Origin of the sequence: Streptomyces sp. NPDC005820 (genome assembly GCF_040630255.1) — a bacterium.
Lineage (GTDB): Bacteria > Actinomycetota > Actinomycetes > Streptomycetales > Streptomycetaceae > Streptomyces.
On record NZ_JBEXXE010000005.1, the window covers coordinates 235,970 to 253,355 of the forward strand.

General features: G+C 71.2%; 16 protein-coding genes. 5 read left to right on the forward strand and 11 right to left on the reverse strand.

Annotated features, from left to right (window positions below; genetic code table 11):
* Positions 1-118: 118 nt before the first annotated feature.
* Together ABZ464_RS08500 and ABZ464_RS08505 are read left to right on the forward strand one after the other, a co-directional pair.
* Positions 119-2,500, forward strand: a complete 2,382-nt coding sequence (locus ABZ464_RS08500; protein ID WP_359272763.1) for a ribonucleoside-diphosphate reductase subunit alpha — start codon at positions 119-121, stop codon at positions 2,498-2,500.
* A complete protein-coding gene (locus ABZ464_RS08505) occupies positions 2,500-3,510 on the forward strand; it encodes a ribonucleotide-diphosphate reductase subunit beta (protein WP_359272765.1) in 1,011 nt (336 codons plus the stop codon). The genes ABZ464_RS08500 and ABZ464_RS08505 overlap by 1 nt, the downstream gene beginning before the upstream one ends.
* Here ABZ464_RS08505 and ABZ464_RS08510 read toward each other — a convergent pair.
* Complete coding sequence (locus ABZ464_RS08510; RefSeq protein ID WP_208117147.1) at positions 3,423-3,665, reverse strand: hypothetical protein; 243 nt, start codon at positions 3,663-3,665, stop codon at positions 3,423-3,425. The genes ABZ464_RS08505 and ABZ464_RS08510 overlap by 88 nt on opposite strands.
* A 93-nt stretch (positions 3,666-3,758) precedes the next feature.
* On the opposite strand from ABZ464_RS08510, the gene ABZ464_RS08515 reads away from it, so the two are divergent.
* Complete coding sequence (locus tag ABZ464_RS08515; RefSeq protein WP_359272768.1) at positions 3,759-4,727, forward strand: helix-turn-helix domain-containing protein; 969 nt, start codon at positions 3,759-3,761, stop codon at positions 4,725-4,727.
* Positions 4,728-4,761: 34 nt separating this feature from the next.
* On the opposite strand, the gene ABZ464_RS08520 is transcribed toward ABZ464_RS08515, so the two are convergent.
* The 10 genes from ABZ464_RS08520 to ABZ464_RS08565 all read right to left on the reverse strand — a co-directional run bounded on the left by ABZ464_RS08520 (position 4,762) and on the right by ABZ464_RS08565 (position 15,185).
* Positions 4,762-6,132 (reverse strand): cytochrome P450, encoded by a 1,371-nt coding sequence (locus ABZ464_RS08520; protein ID WP_359272770.1) that lies wholly within the window; start codon positions 6,130-6,132, stop codon positions 4,762-4,764.
* Entirely contained in the window at positions 6,129-7,226 is a 1,098-nt protein-coding gene (cyc1, locus tag ABZ464_RS08525; RefSeq protein ID WP_359273015.1) for an epi-isozizaene synthase, read from the reverse strand. Before cyc1 ends, ABZ464_RS08520 begins: the two co-directional genes overlap by 4 nt.
* A gap of 273 nt (positions 7,227-7,499) precedes the next feature.
* Entirely contained in the window at positions 7,500-8,150 is a 651-nt protein-coding gene (gene def / locus ABZ464_RS08530) for a peptide deformylase (protein ID WP_359272773.1), read from the reverse strand.
* 152 nt (positions 8,151-8,302) lie between these two features.
* Positions 8,303-9,283 (reverse strand): hypothetical protein, encoded by a 981-nt coding sequence (locus tag ABZ464_RS08535; RefSeq protein ID WP_067248086.1) that lies wholly within the window; start codon positions 9,281-9,283, stop codon positions 8,303-8,305.
* Between the two features lie 105 nt (positions 9,284-9,388).
* A complete protein-coding gene (locus ABZ464_RS08540; RefSeq protein ID WP_359272776.1) occupies positions 9,389-10,630 on the reverse strand; it encodes an HD domain-containing protein in 1,242 nt (413 codons plus the stop codon).
* Positions 10,631-11,009: 379 nt separating this feature from the next.
* On the reverse strand, positions 11,010-12,320 hold the full coding sequence (locus ABZ464_RS08545) for an HD-GYP domain-containing protein (RefSeq protein ID WP_359272779.1): 1,311 nt from the start codon (positions 12,318-12,320) through the stop codon (positions 11,010-11,012).
* Positions 12,321-12,447: 127 nt separating this feature from the next.
* Positions 12,448-12,768: a mycothiol system anti-sigma-R factor gene (rsrA, locus tag ABZ464_RS08550; RefSeq protein ID WP_359272782.1), complete on the reverse strand. Its 321-nt coding sequence runs from the start codon at positions 12,766-12,768 to the stop codon at positions 12,448-12,450.
* Positions 12,765-13,454 carry a sigma-70 family RNA polymerase sigma factor gene (locus ABZ464_RS08555; RefSeq protein WP_055631554.1) on the reverse strand — a complete coding sequence of 230 codons (690 nt, stop codon included), beginning with the start codon at positions 13,452-13,454 and terminating at the stop codon, positions 12,765-12,767. Before ABZ464_RS08555 ends, rsrA begins: the two co-directional genes overlap by 4 nt.
* Positions 13,455-13,711: 257 nt before the next feature.
* Entirely contained in the window at positions 13,712-14,341 is a 630-nt protein-coding gene (locus ABZ464_RS08560) for an alpha/beta family hydrolase (protein ID WP_359273017.1), read from the reverse strand.
* A 28-nt stretch (positions 14,342-14,369) separates the two neighbouring features.
* On the reverse strand, positions 14,370-15,185 hold the full coding sequence (locus ABZ464_RS08565; RefSeq protein ID WP_359272786.1) for an SOS response-associated peptidase: 816 nt from the start codon (positions 15,183-15,185) through the stop codon (positions 14,370-14,372).
* Between the two features lie 50 nt (positions 15,186-15,235).
* Between ABZ464_RS08565 and ABZ464_RS08570 the strand changes: the two genes are divergently transcribed.
* Positions 15,236-15,958 (forward strand): M50 family metallopeptidase, encoded by a 723-nt coding sequence (locus ABZ464_RS08570; protein ID WP_359272788.1) that lies wholly within the window; start codon positions 15,236-15,238, stop codon positions 15,956-15,958.
* A gap of 115 nt (positions 15,959-16,073) precedes the next feature.
* A complete protein-coding gene (gene aroA / locus ABZ464_RS08575; RefSeq protein WP_359272791.1) occupies positions 16,074-17,381 on the forward strand; it encodes a 3-phosphoshikimate 1-carboxyvinyltransferase in 1,308 nt (435 codons plus the stop codon).
* Positions 17,382-17,386 lie beyond the last annotated feature (5 nt).

A 17,386-nucleotide genomic window follows, 5' to 3' on the forward strand; every position in this document is an offset into this window, starting at 1 on the left:
TCCGGGTGCCCTGACGTCCGGGCCTCGTGGAGTGGGCCGGTGGACGCGACGCCGTGCGCGCTCGCGTGCTGCCCGCTGCCCTCCGCAAGGCCCCCTGCCGAGCGAGGGAGAGCCCCACGTGACCATCGCGCCAGCCGATCCGGCCTCAGCGATCCAGCCGGACTTCGACGGTCCCGGTGCCGCGCTGCTGCGGACCCTGACCGAGCTGACCGCCGACCTCCCCGACGCCGACCCCGGGCGGGTCGCCGCCGCCGCGCTGCGCGGCCGGTCGGCGCGGGGGGCCTTCGACGAGGTCACCGCAGAGCTGCGCGAGCTGGCCACGGAGGCGGCCGCCGGCCTGATCTCCGAGGACCCCGCCTACTCGAAGCTGGCCGCCCGGCTGCTGACGGTCTCCATCGCCGCGGAGGCCGCCTCCCAGGGGGTCACGTCCTTCACCGGGTCCGTGGCCGTCGGCCACCGCGAGGGGCTCGTCGCCGACCGCACCGCCGAGTTCGTACGGCTGCACGCGGCCCGCCTGGACGCGCTGGTCGACACCGGCGCCGACGACCGCTTCGGCTACTTCGGACTCCGTACCCTCCACAGCCGTTACCTCCTGCGGCACCCGCACACCCGCAAGGTCGTGGAGACGCCCCAGCACTTCCTGCTGCGGGTCGCGAGCGGTCTCGCCGAGGACGACACGGCCCGCTCCGTGGACGAGGTCGCCGCGCTCTACGGGCTCATGAGCCGGCTCGACTACCTGCCGTCCTCCCCCACCCTCTTCAACTCCGGCACCCGGCACCCCCAGATGTCGTCGTGCTACCTCCTCGACTCCCCGCTGGACGAGCTGGACTCGATCTACGACCGCTACCACCAGGTCGCCCGGCTGTCGAAGCACGCCGGCGGCATCGGGCTGTCGTACAGCAGGATCCGTTCCCGCGGGTCCCTCATCCGCGGCACCAACGGGCACTCCAACGGCATCGTGCCGTTCCTGAAGACCCTGGACGCCTCCGTGGCCGCCGTGAACCAGGGCGGGCGACGCAAGGGCGCGGCCGCGGTCTACCTGGAGACCTGGCACTCCGACATCGAGGAGTTCCTGGAGCTGCGCGACAACACCGGTGAGGACGCCCGCCGTACGCACAACCTGAACCTGGCGCACTGGATCCCGGACGAGTTCATGCGCCGGGTGAACGCCGACGGGCAGTGGAGCCTGTTCTCCCCCTCCGACGTGCCCGAGCTGGTCGATCTGTGGGGCGAGGAGTTCGACGTCGCGTACCGCAAGGCGGAGGCGGCCGGGCTCGCGAAGAAGACCATCCCGGCCCGTGATCTGTACGGCCGGATGATGCGGACCCTCGCGCAGACCGGCAACGGCTGGATGACCTTCAAGGACGCGGCCAACCGCACCGCCAACCAGACCGCGCTCCCGGGCCATGTCGTCCACTCCTCCAACCTCTGCACGGAGATCCTGGAGGTCACGAACGACGGGGAGACGGCGGTCTGCAACCTGGGGTCGGTGAACCTCGGCGCGTTCGTCGACACGACGGCCGGCGACCTCGACTGGGAGCGGCTGGACGCCACCGTCCGCACCGCCGTCACCTTCCTCGACCGGGTCGTCGACATCAACTTCTACCCGACCGAGCAGGCGGGCCGGTCCAACGCCGAGTGGCGTCCGGTGGGCCTGGGCGCGATGGGTCTGCAGGACGTCTTCTTCAAGCTGCGGCTGACCTTCGACTCCGCCGAGGCGCGTGCGCTGTCGACGCGGATCGCCGAGCGGATCATGCTCGCCGCGTACGAGGCCTCCGCCGACCTCGCCGAGCGCAGCGGCCCGCTGCCGGCCTGGGAGAAGACCCGTACCGCGCGGGGTGTGCTGCACCCGGACCACTACGGCGTGGAGTTCACCTGGCCGGAGCGCTGGGCGGCGCTGCGCGAGCGGATCGCGACGACGGGCCTGCGCAACAGCCTGCTGCTCGCCATCGCGCCGACCGCCACCATCGCCTCCATCGCCGGTGTGTACGAGTGCATCGAGCCGCAGGTGTCCAACCTGTTCAAGCGCGAGACGCTGTCCGGTGAGTTCCTCCAGGTCAACTCGTACCTGGTGCAGGACCTCAAGGAGCTGGGCGTGTGGGACGCGCGCACCCGGGAGGCGCTGCGCGAGTCCAACGGCTCGGTGCAGGACTTCGCGTGGATCCCGGCGGACGTACGGGCCCTGTACCGGACGGCGTGGGAGATCCCGCAGCGCGGCCTGATCGACATGGCCGCGGCCCGCACCCCGTACCTGGACCAGTCCCAGTCCCTGAACCTGTTCCTGGAGACGCCGACCATCGGCAAGCTCTCCTCGATGTACGCGTACGCCTGGAAGTCGGGCCTGAAGACGACGTACTACCTGCGCTCGCGCCCGGCGACCCGCATCGCCCGCGCCGCCCAGGCGCAGACCCCGACCACCATCCCCGTGCAGCAGGCCGCCGACCCCGACGCCGTCGCCTGCTCCCTTGAGAACCCCGAGTCCTGCGAGGCCTGCCAGTAATGCCCAGCATCAAGAACCTGCTCGACCCCGGCTTCGAGCTGACTCTGCGCCCCATGCGCTACCCGGACTTCTACGAGCGCTACCGGGACGCCATCAAGAACACCTGGACCGTGGAGGAGGTCGACCTCCACTCGGACGTCGCCGACCTCGCCAAGCTGTCCCCGATGGAGCAGCATCTGATCGGCCGGCTGGTCGCCTTCTTCGCGACGGGCGACTCGATCGTGGCGAACAACCTGGTGCTGACGCTGTACAAGCACATCAACTCCCCGGAGGCGCGCCTGTATCTGAGCAGGCAGCTCTTCGAGGAGGCCGTCCACGTCCAGTTCTATCTGACGCTGCTGGACACCTATCTGCCCGACCCGGACGACCGGACGGCCGCCTTCGCGGCGGTCGAGAGCATCCCGTCGATCCGCGAGAAGGCCGAGTTCTGCTTCAAGTGGATCAACGAGGTCGAGAAGATCGACCGTCTGGAGTCGCAGGCCGACCGCCGCCGCTTCCTGCTCAACCTGATCTGCTTCGCCGCGTGCATCGAGGGCCTGTTCTTCTACGGCGCCTTCGCGTACGTCTACTGGTTCCGCAGCCGGGGTCTGCTGCACGGTCTCGCCACCGGCACCAACTGGGTGTTCCGGGACGAGACCATGCACATGAGCTTCGCGTTCGACGTGGTCGACACGGTCCGCAAGGAGGAGCCGGAGCTGTTCGACGAGCGGCTTCAGCAGGAGGTCACGAACATGCTCCGGGAGGCCGTCGAGGCGGAGCTGCAGTTCGCGCGGGACCTGTGCGGCGACGGACTGCCGGGCATGAACACCGACTCGATGCGGCAGTACCTGGAGTGCGTCGCCGACCAGCGCCTCACCCGGCTGGGCTTCGCCCCGGTGTACGGCTCGGAGAACCCGTTCTCCTTCATGGAGCTCCAGGGCGTTCAGGAGCTGACCAACTTCTTCGAGCGGCGCCCGTCGGCGTACCAGGTCGCGGTGGAGGGCACGGTCGACCTGGACGAGGACTTCTGACCCTCCCGCTCGCCCCGGGCCTCCTGGGCCTCCCTGATCTGCCGGTCGGCGCGCCGGTCGCGCACGACGCCGAGCACGGACGGGAGGACCAGGAGGACGAGGATCCCCAGGACCAGGAGCATTCCGACGAGGCCTTCGATCTGGTTCGTGTTCATGCACACCACTGTCGCGCCGGACACTCCTGACCGGGAGTGGCAGGACTGCCGTACACCTTCAAATTACTGCCACCGCGGGTGCACACTGGCAGCATGCTGAAGAACGTGGCCGCGGTCCTGCTCGACGGTGTGCATCCCTTCGAGCTCGGTGTCGTCTGCGAGGTGTTCGGCCTCGACCGCAGTGACGAGGGGTTGCCGGTGTACGACTTCGCCGTGGTCTCGGCGGAGGGCCCCTCGCTGGGCACCCATGTCGGCGGGCTCACCGTCTCCACGCCGTACGACCTCGACCGGCTGGAGGAGGCCGATCTGATCGCCGTACCGGCGGCGGACTCGGCCGTCGACCGGGACTATCCGCCCGCGCTGCTCGCCGCCCTGCGCCGGGCCGTGGACCGCGGGACGCGGGTGCTCAGCGTCTGCTCCGGGGTGTTCGTGCTGGGCGCGGCGGGGCTGCTCGACGGGCGGCGCTGCGCCGCGCACTGGCGGCACGCGGAGGTCCTGGCCCGCCGCTTCCCGAGGACGGTCGTCGAACCGGACGTGCTCTACGTCGACGAGGACCCGGTGATCACCTCCGCCGGCACGGCCGCCGGGATCGACGCCTGTCTGCACATCGTCCGCAAGGAGCAGGGACCCGAGGTCGCGAACGGGATCGCCCGGCGGATGGTCGTCCCGCCGCACCGGGACGGCGGCCAGGCGCAGTACATCGAGCGGCCGCTGCCCCGCTCCTCGTGCGACACGGTCGGGGAGGTGCTGGTCTGGATGGAGGCGCACCTCGACCAGGAGGTCACGGTCGAGCAGCTCGCGGCCCGCGCCCATATGGCGCCGCGCACCTTCGCCCGCCGCTTCCAGCAGGAGACGGGCACCACCCCCTACCGCTGGCTGCTGCGGCAGCGGGTGCTGCTCGCACAGCACCTGCTGGAGGCCACGGACGAGACGATGGACGCGATCGCCTGGCGTACCGGTTTCGGTACGGCGGCCGCCCTGCGCCATCAGTTCATACGGTCGCTGGGGACCACCCCGAACGCCTATCGGCGGACCTTCCGGGGGCCGCGGGCGGTCGCCTGACCGCCCGCGGCCCCCGGTCGGCCCCCGCTCGCTCTCACCCCGGCAGCGCCCTCAGCCGCAGTCGGCGCGGCCGGAGCGTGATGCCTATGTGGGTGCGGTTGTCGGAGCCGGGCGCGGGCTCGAAGCGGAACGCGCGCGCCACCACCGCGGCGATCAGGGTGAGTTCGGCCATCGAGAAGTGGTCGCTCGGGCACTTGCGGTTGCCGACCCCGAACGGCGACATGGCGTACTTCGGCACCTCCGCCGAGTGGCCGGGCAGCCAGCGGTCGGGATCGAACTCCTCGTTCCGCTCGAACGAACGCGGATCGCGCTGGACCGCGTACGGGCTGTACACGATGTCCGCACCGGCGGGAATGCGGTATCCGCCGAGCTCGGTGTCGGTCACCGCGCGCCGGGTCAATATCCATACGGCGGGATACAGCCGCATGGTCTCAAGGACGACATTGGCCGTGTGTCGGAGCTTTCGGACGTCGCCGAATGCGACCGGCCGGTCACCGACAACGTTTTTCACCTCGGCGCGGATCTTGTCCACTTGATCCGGATGCTCCGTGAGGACGTGGAGCAGCGACATGACCACGGAACCGGCGGTTTCGCTGCCCGGGGTCAGTATCGCGACGACCTGGTCGTGGATCTCCTGTTCCCCGATCGGGTCGCCATTCTCGTCCGTCGCCTCCAGCAAAGCCGTCAGCAAATCGTCGGGCTTTTGGCCGGAGGCCCGGCGCTCGGCGATGATCTCGTCGACGAGCCGGTGGAGATCGGCCAGTGCCCGGTTGAATTCGCGGTTGGCCGGAATCGGTACCCGATAAAGGGGGCCGAGGGGGAGCACCATGCGTTGGTACATACCGGCGAACAGGGTGGCGAGCGCCGAGGTGATGCGCTCGGACCGGCTGTCCATGTAGGTGCCGCGCATCAGACAGCGGGCGGAGATGCGCACGGACACCCGGAAGCCCTCGGCGGTGGCGTCGAGGACCTCGCCTCGGCTCCAGCGCTCGACGAGCGCGTGCGCCTCCTCCTCCATGATCGGCCCGTAGGCCGGGATGGCGTCGAGCCGGAACGCGGGCTGGATGGTGCGTCGCTGGCGGCGGTGGAGCGGGCCGTTGGCGGTGGCCACGCCCTCCTTGCCGAGCAGGTCCTCCAGGGACTCCCACAGGGGTCCGGAGATGATGTAGTCGGGGCTGAGGGCGAGTTGCCCGGTGAGTTCGGGCGCGGTGACGGCGTACAGCGTCTTGGGGCCGAGCCTGAGGCGGACGACGTCACCGTGGTCGCGGAGCTGTTCGAGGAAGGCCAGCGGGCCGCGGGCCAGCTTCCAGCCGTGGCCGAGGAGCGGGACCCCGCCACCGGCCAGGGGCGGCTCCTGCGGTGCCGTGGTCCCGGAGGACTCGGGCTGCACCGATTCGACGGTCATTTCTCACCTGCCGCTTCGTTGTTGACGTACGGGGGCGTGGTCCGGTCGTCCCAGCTGTCGACCGTGTACCGGCCGGACTCGTGGTGGAACCAGTAGACGGAACTGAACCAGTTCCGCATATTCGCGAGGCAGGCCCGTACGGCGGCGCCGAGTTCTTTTCCGCGGACCGTCCCGTCGGCGAGCCGGTCGGCCAGCCGTAAGACATCCCGCTCGACGTCGATGAATCCGGATATGCATTCCTCGACGCGCCGCCTCACTTCGTCCACCGCATCTTCGAGAGTCAGTCCCTCATGGGTGATGAGACTGATTCCGAGATTGTGCACCTCGTCGCCCGCGATTTCTTTCGGGAGCGAGCAGAGGTCGTTGTACAAGGCGGCGAATTCCTGACTCAGCAGGGCCGCCCGGCGAAACGAGGGATGTTTCCTCACGGTGTCCGGGAGTTCGCAGCCCGCGCTCAGTTCCAGGAGGTCGGTCCAGATCCAGTGCGCGAAGGTGAGCCGACGCAGTGCGAGATATTCCTCGACCGGGGGAATCCGCCCTTGGAGGCGATTGCGGAATTCCCGGTCGTACGCGTCGATCACCGTATGGAAGTGGCGCCTGAACCGCGCGTTCCAGGTGCCGGGGAGGAACGCGAACAGCCGGCCCGCGCTGTCCGCGAGCCCGGCCACCAGCGGGTCGGGATGGCGCAGGTGGGCCACCGGGGCGTCCAGGGCCGCGTGCAACCGGAACCTGAGCCGACGCCATTGCGCGGCGCGGCCGTGGACGGCGTCGCGGTCGTGCCGGTCGTCCCAGACGAAGAACCATGCGCTGTAGTCGGCTATGGCCTGGAGAACCTCCTCGGAGGCGCCGAGGTAGTAGCCCGCCATCAGATCCGTGTAGCACAGTCCGTCGGCATATTCTGCGACCTTGTCCGCCGGCATGAGGCCTTTTTCCAGCAGCCAGGAGCGGGTCTTCTCCTGCAACCGGGGCCAATACGGATGCAGATGCCGGGGAAAGGAAGACTCGATGACCGGAAGAGAGAGCGAGGGCGGAACCGTTGGTGCGGCCACCGTCGCCGTGGTGCTGTATGTGGTGCTGTATGGGAAAGCTGGCACGAACAACCCCTCTCAGCCGCCAGTGGGCACACACCCCTCCCGCTGTGCCGGGCGTGCGCCGTTGCGTATCCCCGCACTTCCCATTCAGCACTACAACTGACCGTTCTGGGAACGGATTTGCTCCATTCACTACCTCAACACGCTGAGATTCCACCCCACGGTGACTGGTAATGGATCAGCGGATGCGCATAAGCAATCGAACGTGCGTCGGACATACGAACGACGCCTGGCCGGGAGGTTCCGGGCCAGGCGTCGTTCACAAGGTGGTGTGGTTCAGTCGTTGGCGACCACGGGATAGCGGGGTTCGTTCTCGGCCATCTGCCGCAGGGCGTCCTTGCGTTCGCGCTTGGACAGCCGGTCGATGTAGAGGTACCCGTACAGATGATCGGTCTCGTGCTGCAAACACCGGGCGAAGTACCCGGTGCCGCGCACCTTGATCGGATTGCCCTTCTCGTCCTGCCCGGTCACCTCGGCGTAGTCGGGCCGGGCGAGCGGCGCGTACGCGGTGGGCACGGACAGGCAGCCCTCGTTGCTGTCGTCCAGCCGGCGCTCCTCGGCGGGCAGTTCGACCAGCTTGGGGTTGCAGACGACCCCGACGTGCCGGGCGCCCTCGTCGTCGGGGCAGTCGTAGACGAAGACCTTCAGGTCCACGCCGATCTGGTTGGCGGCCAGGCCCACGCCCTCGGCGGTGCGCTGCGAGGCGAACATGTCGTCGACCAGCTTCAGCAGCTCGTCGTCGAACACGGTGACGTCCTTGCACTCCTTGTGCAGCACCGGGTTCCCGACGACCGTGATGGGCCGCGAGGTCCCGCGCTCACGGTAGGCCTGCTCCCGCTCCTCCGCCCCCTCGATATCGATGACGAAGCCCTCGTCGTCCACGGGGAGCACGCCCGCGTGCTGCTGATCGGTGTCCTGCTGCGCCATGACCGACGTATGCCTTCCTAGAAAAACAAGGGGGGGGTAATGCTCGATACAGGGTACGTGGGGCGCCCCTCCAGGGGCGCGGGGCGGTTTCGACATGCGGCTCCGCCGCGGGGCGCGACCAGCCCCACCGGGCCCCCAGCGGAACTACGACCTCAGCACACCTCTTCCAGATCCCGCCAATCCCTGGAATCCGGGCTGTCGGCAACCCACCCGTCCAACAACCCCCTCACCAGCCCAGCCGGCGCAGCCACCCCGCACTCCCGCTCCGGCACCCACAACTGCCCGTCCGTCCGATGCCCCAGCGGCCCCGGATGCCCCGGCTCACTGTGGTCGTGGGGATCGAGATGCTCCCCGTCGCCCTCGTCCGACGGCATCCGCGACTCCGAGCACATCCGGCACAGCAGCCGCACCGACGACGACCAGTCCTCCGCCGCGAACCCGGCATCGGCGGCCAGCTGCTCCAGCGCGTCCCGGTCGGCCTCCGTCGCCGCCTCCAGCAGGACCACCCAGGTCGGCACGGGGGACGGCGCCCACAGCTCGATCTCGTCGAAGACGGGGTAGGAGTGCCCGGCCGCCGTGGTCCGCTCGCCGTGCGGCACGCCGTCGTGCAGCACGACCTCGCCCCAGCGCCGCCCGGACGACGGCAGCGGGATCGACAGCACCTCCATCCGGGCGGGGTCGAGCCGCCGCCCCCACACCACCTCGGCCTCCCCCTCGGGGGACAGCCGTACGGCGGCGCTGCCCAGTTCCATCCCGACGGGCTCGCCGGAGCCGATGCCGCTGCCGGGCACATGCAGCCCGTAGGCCTGCCAGGCGCGGCGGGCCAGCGGCCAGTCCTGCAGGGCGGTGGCGGCGATGCCGACGTTCCACCAGTCGGGCGCGCCGGTCTCCCGGTCGAGCAGGGCGACCGCGCGGAGCCCCGCGGTGCGGGCCTGCTCCCAGTCGTGCCGGAACTTGTGCAGCAGGGCGAGGTTGAACCAGGACTCCGACAGCCAGGGCTCCAGATCGGCGGCACGTGTCAGCAGTGCGCCCGCGTCCTCGTAGCGTCCGTCGCCGATGAGCGTGAACGCGCGGTCCGTGGCCTGCCGCCAGGAGGCGGAGGGCCGGTGCCGTCCCTTGCCGAAGATCCTCACGATTCCCGCCTGCCAGTTCCGTTCAGTGGGCTGGCCAGTGCCCCCGGACACTCTCTCCCTCGCATCCAACCACGTACGGCTGGGAGGGCGCTCATTACCCATGGGTTACCCACCCTTGGGCAGGGTCAGACAGTCCCGTGAGAGCACCCTGGCCAGCGCCTCGACGACCTCCGGGGCGTACTCCCCGCCGGTGCCGAGGCGCAGCTCCTCCAGGGCGGTGAGGGGGCCGCCGGGGCCGGTTCCCTGCACCTTCTCCTCGTAGGCGTTGACCACCCGGACTATGCGGGCGGCCGGCGGCTGCTCGGGGTAGGGGTCGGCCTGCCGCTCGACGACCGCCGCGACCTGGTCGCTCGCTCCCGTCTGGCGGACGACGGCCCCGCCGAGCAGGGCGATCCGGCGCTGCTCGGCCGCGGGGAGGCCGGCGGTGGCGCCCGCCGGGACGGGGTCGACCAGGCTGAGCTGGCCGATGTCGTGCATGAGGGCCGCGTACTCCAGGACCGTCAGTTCCGCCTCCGGCAGCCCCAGGTCCCGGCCCACGGCCTGGCTGAGGGCGGCGACCCGGCGGGCGTGCCCGGCCGGGGTGTAGCCGGCGATCTCGGTGGCGCGGGCGAGGGAGACGATGGTCTGCCGGTTGGTGGCGCGGACGGCAACGTACCGGCGCAGGGACACCTGGGTGAGCAGCAGCGGCACCGAGAACACGGGCAGCGCCCACAGGCCGACGACGGCGACCGCGAGCGCCATCACCGCGCCGGTCGCGCACACCGCCGAGCCGATCCCGGGCACCGCGCGCAGTTCGTCGCGGAGCAGCGGGGGGAAGGGCCAGCCGGTGCGGGAGTGGGCGAGGGCGGCGGCGATCACGGCGTCGCACAGCACGGTCAGGACGAGCAGGGCGAGCAGGACGAGGGCGTAGAGGGGGCCGCGCCAGCGGTCGAACGCGCCGTTGTTGTAGAGGGGCTGGAAGCAGACGGCGGCGAAACCGACGGCCAGGACCCGGCGGACGAGGTGGTCGAGGACGGGGCCGTGCCCGCGGGCGAGATGGGGCACGCTGCCGAGCAGGGAGGCGGTGGCGACCACCGTCACCACCTGGGCGACCCCGTGGTGGCCGGGGTGTCCGGCGTGCTCGCCGAGCAGGGCGTACGACAGTCCCCCGGCGGCCCCCAGGGGCGCGGCCTCCCGCAGCCCGGGCCCGCTCATCAGCTCCCCCACGGCGACCAGCGCCCCGAAGGCCAGCGCGACGGTCCCCTCCTCGACGCCGGTACGGAAGGTGACGAGGAGGGAGCCGACGGCGAGCAGAGCGGCCGCGATATGCAGGGGTCGGTGCCGGATCAACGGGGCCGACGGGGTCATCGAAACGCTCCCGGGCGGTCGGAGTGCGTGGGTCGGCGTCGGCTCATCGGGGTACTCCGGAGCGTTCCGGGCGGGCGGCGTGCGCGGGGCGGCGGCGGCTCATCGGGGCACTCCGGAGCGTTCCGGGCGGGCGGTGTGCGCGGGGCGGCGTCGGCTCATCGGGGTACTCCCGGGCGCTCCGGGCGGGCGGCGTGCGCGGGCGGTCGTCGGCTCATCGGGCTACTCCGGAGCGTTCCGGGCGGGCGGTGTGCGTGGGGCGGCGGCGGCTCATCGGGGTACTCCGGAGCGTTCCGGGCGGGCGGTGTGCGTGGGGCGGCGGCGGCTCATCGGGGCACTCCGGGGCGCTCCGGGCGGGCGGTGTGCGCGGGGCGGCGGCGGCTCATCGGGGCACTCCCGGGCGCTCCGGGGCCGTCGTGGGTGTGGGCACGGCGGGTCGGGGCTCGTCCGCGGTCACCCTCGGATGCCAGCCCTCGCGGCCGATCACCCGCACCAGGGCGGTGACCATCCGGGGGTCGAACTGCGTCCCGGCGCAGCGCTCCAGTTCCGCCAGGGCGACCGCCACCGGCCGGGCCCGGCTGTAGCTGCGGGTGGAGGTCATCGCGTCGAAGGCGTCGGCGACGGCCACCACCCGTGCGGGTTCCGGGATCTGACGGCCCACCAGCCCGTAGGGGTAGCCGCTGCCGTCGATCCGCTCGTGGTGGTGCAGGATCGCCGAGCGGGCCTCGCCGAGGAAGGAGATCCCCCGGGTGATCTCGTGGCCGTACTCCGGATGCAGTTCGATCACGCGGCGTTCCTCCGGGGTCAGCGGCCCGTCCTTGCGCAGCAGCCGGGTGGGCACGCCGAGCTTGCCGACGTCGTGCAGGATCCCGGCGAACCGGATGACCTCCACCCGGCGTTCGTCCATGGCCAGTTCGCGCGCGATCATCACCGAGGCCTGTCCGACGCGTTCGCTGTGGCCGCGTGTGTAGCCGTCCTTGATGTCGACGGCCTGGACGAGCGCGCGGATCGTCGCCCGGTGTGCGGCGCGCTCCCGGTGGTACTGGGCGAACACCCACCAGGACACGGCCATCGGGAACAGCACGAGCAGGGCGGCGACCGGCCCGTAGGGGCTGCGCCAGAGCACGGCCATCATCAGCCCGGCGAGTCCGTGCACGGCGAGGGGTGCGAGGGAGCGCAGGAACAGGCCCCGGCAGACCTTGAGCGGCGGCAGCCCCTCGGCGAGGGCGAGCATCCCGCCGTCGAGGGCGGCGAGGACCGCGCAGTGCACGAGGACGGCCGCGCCCGCCGGCAGCAGCGCGTACGGCACGTCGGAGCCGGCCACGGCCGCGCGCCCGCCCAGCGCCGCATGCACATGGGCCGCGGCCCACACGGCGAGGGCCGACTGGGCCGCCCGCCAGATGCGGCGCAGCAGGAAGGGGCCCTTCTCGACGTACGAGCACAGGGCCCCGGGAAGCGGTACGAGCGCGGCGGCGGCCGGGGGCAGAAGGAAGGCCCCGGCGAGCAGGACGGGGGAGAAGGTCCCGGCGAAGCGGCGGCGGGCGATCTGCTCGCCCGCCGCGTACAGCGCCGCGAGCAGTCCCACGGCCCACCAGGGCGTGCCCGGGGCGGTGGTGAGCGGGGACAGACAGAGCAGGGCGGCGAGGACGGCGCCGGCGACATAACCGCGCGCCCGCGCCGGCACTCCCTCCATGACGCCTCCCCAGCCATGCCCGTCCGGGCTCCGTCAGCGGTCCGGGCTTCGGAGCCTAGGGTGGCGTGGGGTGGCTCCGCGGGCGTATCACCCGCGGATTAGCACATTCGGGTGACGGCGGACCGGGTCAGGACTCCTGCGGAGTGACCGGGATGACCGGGGCGGCCGTCACGTCGTGGTCGGGCACGGCCTGTCCGGAACGGATCAGGTCGAGCCGTCCGAGGACCTTGGCGCGCAGGTCGGTCGGTACGTCGTCATGGCCGCAGCACCGCTTGACCAGCTTCTTGACGGCCTCTTCGAGCCCGTACTTCTCGAGGCACGGCGAGCACTCCGTGAAGTGCTGCTTGAACTTGTCGCGATCGACGTCCGGCATCTCGCTGTCGAGGAACTCGTAGAGATGATCGAGTACCTCACTGCAGTCCGTCTCGTGCGGCTCTCCGCAGCTCATGAGCCCGAGCCTTTCGCTTCGTTCGAGTCTCCGGCGCCGGCCGGGACCAGCCCGCGCTCACGGGCGTAGTCCTCGAGCATGCCGCGCAGTTGACGGCGGCCCCGGTGCAGCCGGGACATCACCGTACCGATGGGTGTCCCCATGATGTCCGCGATCTCCTTGTACGCAAAGCCCTCGACGTCCGCGAGGTACACGGCGATGCGGAACTCCTCGGGAATGGCCTGAAGTGCCTCTTTCACGTCCGAGTCGGGCAGGTGGTCCAGCGCCTGCGACTCGGCGGACCGCAGCCCGGTCGACATGTGCGACTCGGCTCGGGCGAGCTGCCAGTCCTCGATCTCCTCGGCCGCGCTGCGCTGGGGCTCGCGCTGCTTCTTGCGGTACGAGTTGATGAAGGTGTTGGTGAGGATCCGGTACAGCCAGGCCTTGAGGTTGGTGCCCTCGCGGAACTGGTGGAAGGACGCGTACGCCTTGGCGTAGGTCTCCTGCACCAGGTCCTCGGCGTCCGCCGGGTTGCGCGTCATGCGCAGCGCCGCCGAGTACATCTGGTCGAGGTAGTCGAGTGCGTCCCGCTCGAAGCGCGCGCTGCGCTCCGCGGACGACTCGTCGCTCGTGCCCACGCCCTGGCCCTCGGGCAGCTCCGCCTGGCCGTTGTCGGTCCCTGCGTCGGTACCGGTGACCGGACCCACCTCCTCAAGATTTCGGACGGGACCGAATCCGGTCCCACTCGAATCGGAGGATAGACGACTACCCGTGCCCGCCGCCGCTCCAAAAGGAGCGGTCGCGGCCGTGTGCAGCACCGTCCAGTCCAGGTCGGCGCGGCCGGAACGGCTCGGGCAGATGGTCGAACCCATGCGGCGGACTTCCTCTCCCACGACATCGGTGCTGCGTGTTCAGCACTTCTGTCCGCCTCAACAGCGACCCTCCCCGCAACATTCCCGGACCTTTACCCCAGTGACCCGGTCCACTTCACCACCGCGTCCGTGACGATTCCCACGGCCTCCTCCTGACCGATCTCCGCCCTCTTCGGCACGGCGAGGCCGTGGTCGGCGTACGGCACCTCGACGATCTCGTACGTCCCCTCGGGGAATTCCTCGGGCCGCCCGAACGTGTCGTTGCCGCCCTGGACGACGAGGGTGGGCACACCGGATCCCAGCAGTTCCGCGGCGCGGGACCTCTCCGGCTTGCCCGGCGGGTGCAGCGGGAAGCTGAGCGCGAGGACGGCGTGGGCGCCGAGCTCGACCGCCGTACGGCAGGCCACGCGAGCACCGGCGCTGCGCCCGCCGGAGACCACCGGGAGGCCGGGGGCCGCGACGGCGGGCCAGATCCCGCGCCAGCCGGTGTCGAGGGTCTTCGGCGCGGGCGCCACCTTCTTGCCGGCCACCCGCCAGGGCTGCTCGACGAGGGCGACGGTGACGCCGTGCGCGGGAAGCACCGCGGCGAGGGCCTGCAGGTCGCGCGCCCCGATGCCGCCGCCCGCGCCGTGGCTGACGGCGAGGACGAGCCGGGGCCGCTTCGCCGGGTGCCAGGTGACACGGGCGTCGCCGGCGTCGGTGGGGACGAGTTCGGTGGTCACTGTGCTCACTGGGCTCACTGGGCTCACGTCAGAAGAGTGTGCCCTCCTCGGGGCCCTCCAGCTCCTTCAGCAGCTCCGGGCTGTTGTTGCGGACGTTGCTGACCGCCGTGGACACCGGGTAGGCGCGCATCAGCCCGGCCGGCGGGGGCTCCAGCAGGGACCGCAGGTCCTCGGGGTCGGTGCGGGCCGGGTCCAGCCAGGAGTCCCAGCGGTCCGGGGTGAGCATCAGGGGCATCCGGGGGTGGATCTCGGCGAGCGCGTGGGGGCCCTCGGCGGGGGCGACGGCGAGCGGGGTGGTCTCGGCCTCGGTGGTGATCACCGAGCAGGTCGCCCACCAGGCCCGCGGATGGTCGTCGGGCAGGGTCCGGTCGCGCCAGAACTCGTACAGGCCGGCCATCGCGAACACCGAGCCGTCGGCCGGGAGCACGAAGTAGGGCTGCTTGCGCGGCCGCTTCTTCTTCCCCTCGACCTCCAGCTCGCGCTCCTCCTTGGCGGTGACCCACTCGTAGTAGCCGTCGGCGGGCAGGATGCAGCGGCGCGAGGTGAAGGCGCGGCGGTACGACGGCTTCTCGTGCACCGTCTCGGCGCGTGCGTTGATCATCCGGGCGCCGCCCTCGGGCGACTTGGCCCAGGAGGGCACGAGCCCCCATTTCAGCTTGCGCAGCTGCCGAACCGGGCGCCGGTCGTCGGCGTCTTTCACCGGACGGTCGAGGACGGCGTAGACCTCCTTGGTCGGCGCCACGTTGTAGTCGGGTTCGAGGGTCTCCTCGGGCTCCCACTTCTCGATCTCAAAGACTCCTGCGAGATCCTCGGGCCTGCGACTCGCTGCATACCGTCCGCACATACGTGCCACACTGCCAGACTCGACACGACCATAGGGAGCCACCGCCGAACATGGAGAGCATCGCCGCCCTAGCGCTGCCCGACCTGTGGGGCCGTCTCGTCGGCACCCAGCCCGACCCCGATCTGTGGGTGGTGATCGCGACGGCGGTCGCGGCTCTCACGGTCGTCGTCCCGCACCAACTGTGGCGGATATCCCGCAACGCGATCACGATCGCCCACGAGGGCGGGCACGGCCTGGTCGCCCTGCTGACGGGCCGCCGGCTCACCGGGATCAGACTGCACTCCGACACCAGCGGCCTCACGGTGAGCCGCGGCAAGCCCCATGGCCTTGGCATGATCCTCACGGCCGCAGCCGGCTACACCGCTCCCCCGCTCCTGGGCCTCGGCGGCGCGGCCCTCCTCGGCGCGGGCCGCATCACCCTCCTGCTCTGGCTGGCGACGGCTCTCCTGGTCGCGATGCTGGTGATGATCCGCAACGCCTACGGCGCCCTCACGGTCGTCCTGACCGGCGGCACCTTCCTCCTGGTCTCCTGGCTGGCGGGCCCCCAGGTCCAGGCGGCGTTCGCGTACGCGGTGGTGTGGTTCCTGCTGCTGGGCGGCGTACGCCCGGCGTTCGAGCTCCAGGTGAAGCGCAGACGAGGCGGCGCGGGCGACTCGGACGCGGACCAGTTGTCGAGGCTGACGCATGTTCCGGCGGGGTTGTGGCTGTTCCTGTTCCATGTCGTGTCGCTGTGCGCGCTGATGGGCGGCGGCCGTTGGCTGCTGGAGATGTAGAAGCCAACCTGTTTTCAAGGGGCGCGGGGCTGTATCGATATGCGGCTCTGCCGCGGGGCGCGACCGGCCCCAACGGCGCCGCACCCGAACGACAACGGCCGACTAAAGTGAACGCATGCCCAAAACCCCGGCCCTCTGGCCCGCCCCCACCGCGAGCGGAGCCGTCGACGCGACGGTCCACGTGCCGGGGTCCAAGTCCGTCACCAACCGCGCCCTCGTCCTCGCCGCCCTCGCCTCGGAGCCCGGCTGGCTGCGCCGCCCCCTCCGCTCCCGCGACACGCTGCTGATGGCCGAGGCCCTGCGCGCGATGGGCATCGAGATCGAAGAAGGCGTGGGCCCCGACGGCACCGGCGAGGCCTGGCGTGTGCTCCCGGCGGGCCTGCGCGGCCCGGCCACGGTGGACGTCGGCAACGCGGGCACGGTCATGCGTTTCCTCCCCCCGGTCGCCACCCTCGCCGACGGCCCCGTCCGCTTCGACGGCGACCCGCGTGCGTACGAGCGCCCCCTGCACGGCGTCATCGACGCGCTCCGCGTCCTCGGCGCCCGGATCGACGACGACGGCCGGGGCGCGCTGCCCCTGACCGTGCACGGCTCGGGCGCGCTGGACGGCGGCCCGGTGCAGATCGACGCCTCCTCGTCCTCGCAGTTCGTGTCGGCGCTGCTGCTGTCGGCCCCCCGCTTCAACCAGGGCGTCGAGGTCCGCCACATCGGCTCGACACTCCCCTCCCTCCCCCACATCCGGATGACCGTGGACATGCTGCGCGCGGTCGGCGCCCAGGTGGACACCCCGGAGTCGGGCGGCGAGCCGAACGTCTGGCGGGTCACGCCGGGCGCGCTGCTGGGCCGGGACCTGACGATCGAGCCGGACCTGTCGAACGCGCAGCCCTTCCTGGCGGCGGCGCTGGTGACGGGCGGCCGGGTGCTGATCCCGGACTGGCCGGCGCGTACCACCCAGCCGGGTGACCGGCTGCGGGAGATCTTCACCGAGATGGGCGGCTCCTGCGAGCTCACCGACTACGGTCTGGTCTTCACCGGCTCGGGCGCGATCCACGGCGTGGACGTCGACCTGGGCGACGTCGGCGAGCTGACCCCGGGCATCGCGGCGGTCGCCGCGCTCGCGGACTCCCCGTCCACCCTGCGGGGCGTGGCCCATCTGCGGCTGCACGAGACGGACCGGCTGGCCGCGCTCACCAAGGAGATCAACGAGCTCGGCGGTGACGTCACCGAGACGGCCGACGGTCTGCACATCCGCCCGCGCCCGCTGCACGGCGGGACCTTCCGTACGTACGACGACCATCGCATGGCGACCGCCGGTGCGATCATCGGCCTGGCCGTGGCGGGTGTGCGGATCGAGAACGTGGCGACGACGGCGAAGACCCTGCCGGACTTCCCCGGGCTGTGGACCGGGATGCTCGGGGTATAGGGACG

Excerpts from the sequence above, each read along its gene's own strand:
- rsrA (WP_359272782.1), bottom strand. The coding sequence starts at position 12,768 with ATGAGCTGCGGAGAGCCGCACGAGACGGACTGCAGTGAGGTACTCGAT.
- aroA (WP_359272791.1), top strand. The coding sequence starts at position 16,074 with ATGCCCAAAACCCCGGCCCTCTGGCCCGCCCCCACCGCGAGCGGAGCC.
- ABZ464_RS08565 (WP_359272786.1), bottom strand. The coding sequence starts at position 15,185 with ATGTGCGGACGGTATGCAGCGAGTCGCAGGCCCGAGGATCTCGCAGGA.
- ABZ464_RS08505 (WP_359272765.1), top strand. The coding sequence starts at position 2,500 with ATGCCCAGCATCAAGAACCTGCTCGACCCCGGCTTCGAGCTGACTCTG.
- ABZ464_RS08520 (WP_359272770.1), bottom strand. The coding sequence starts at position 6,132 with ATGACCGTCGAATCGGTGCAGCCCGAGTCCTCCGGGACCACGGCACCG.
- ABZ464_RS08510 (WP_208117147.1), bottom strand. The coding sequence starts at position 3,665 with ATGAACACGAACCAGATCGAAGGCCTCGTCGGAATGCTCCTGGTCCTG.
- def (WP_359272773.1), bottom strand. The coding sequence starts at position 8,150 with ATGGCGCAGCAGGACACCGATCAGCAGCACGCGGGCGTGCTCCCCGTG.
- ABZ464_RS08540 (WP_359272776.1), bottom strand. The coding sequence starts at position 10,630 with ATGACCCCGTCGGCCCCGTTGATCCGGCACCGACCCCTGCATATCGCG.
- ABZ464_RS08545 (WP_359272779.1), bottom strand. The coding sequence starts at position 12,320 with ATGGAGGGAGTGCCGGCGCGGGCGCGCGGTTATGTCGCCGGCGCCGTC.
- ABZ464_RS08515 (WP_359272768.1), top strand. The coding sequence starts at position 3,759 with ATGCTGAAGAACGTGGCCGCGGTCCTGCTCGACGGTGTGCATCCCTTC.
- ABZ464_RS08570 (WP_359272788.1), top strand. The coding sequence starts at position 15,236 with ATGGAGAGCATCGCCGCCCTAGCGCTGCCCGACCTGTGGGGCCGTCTC.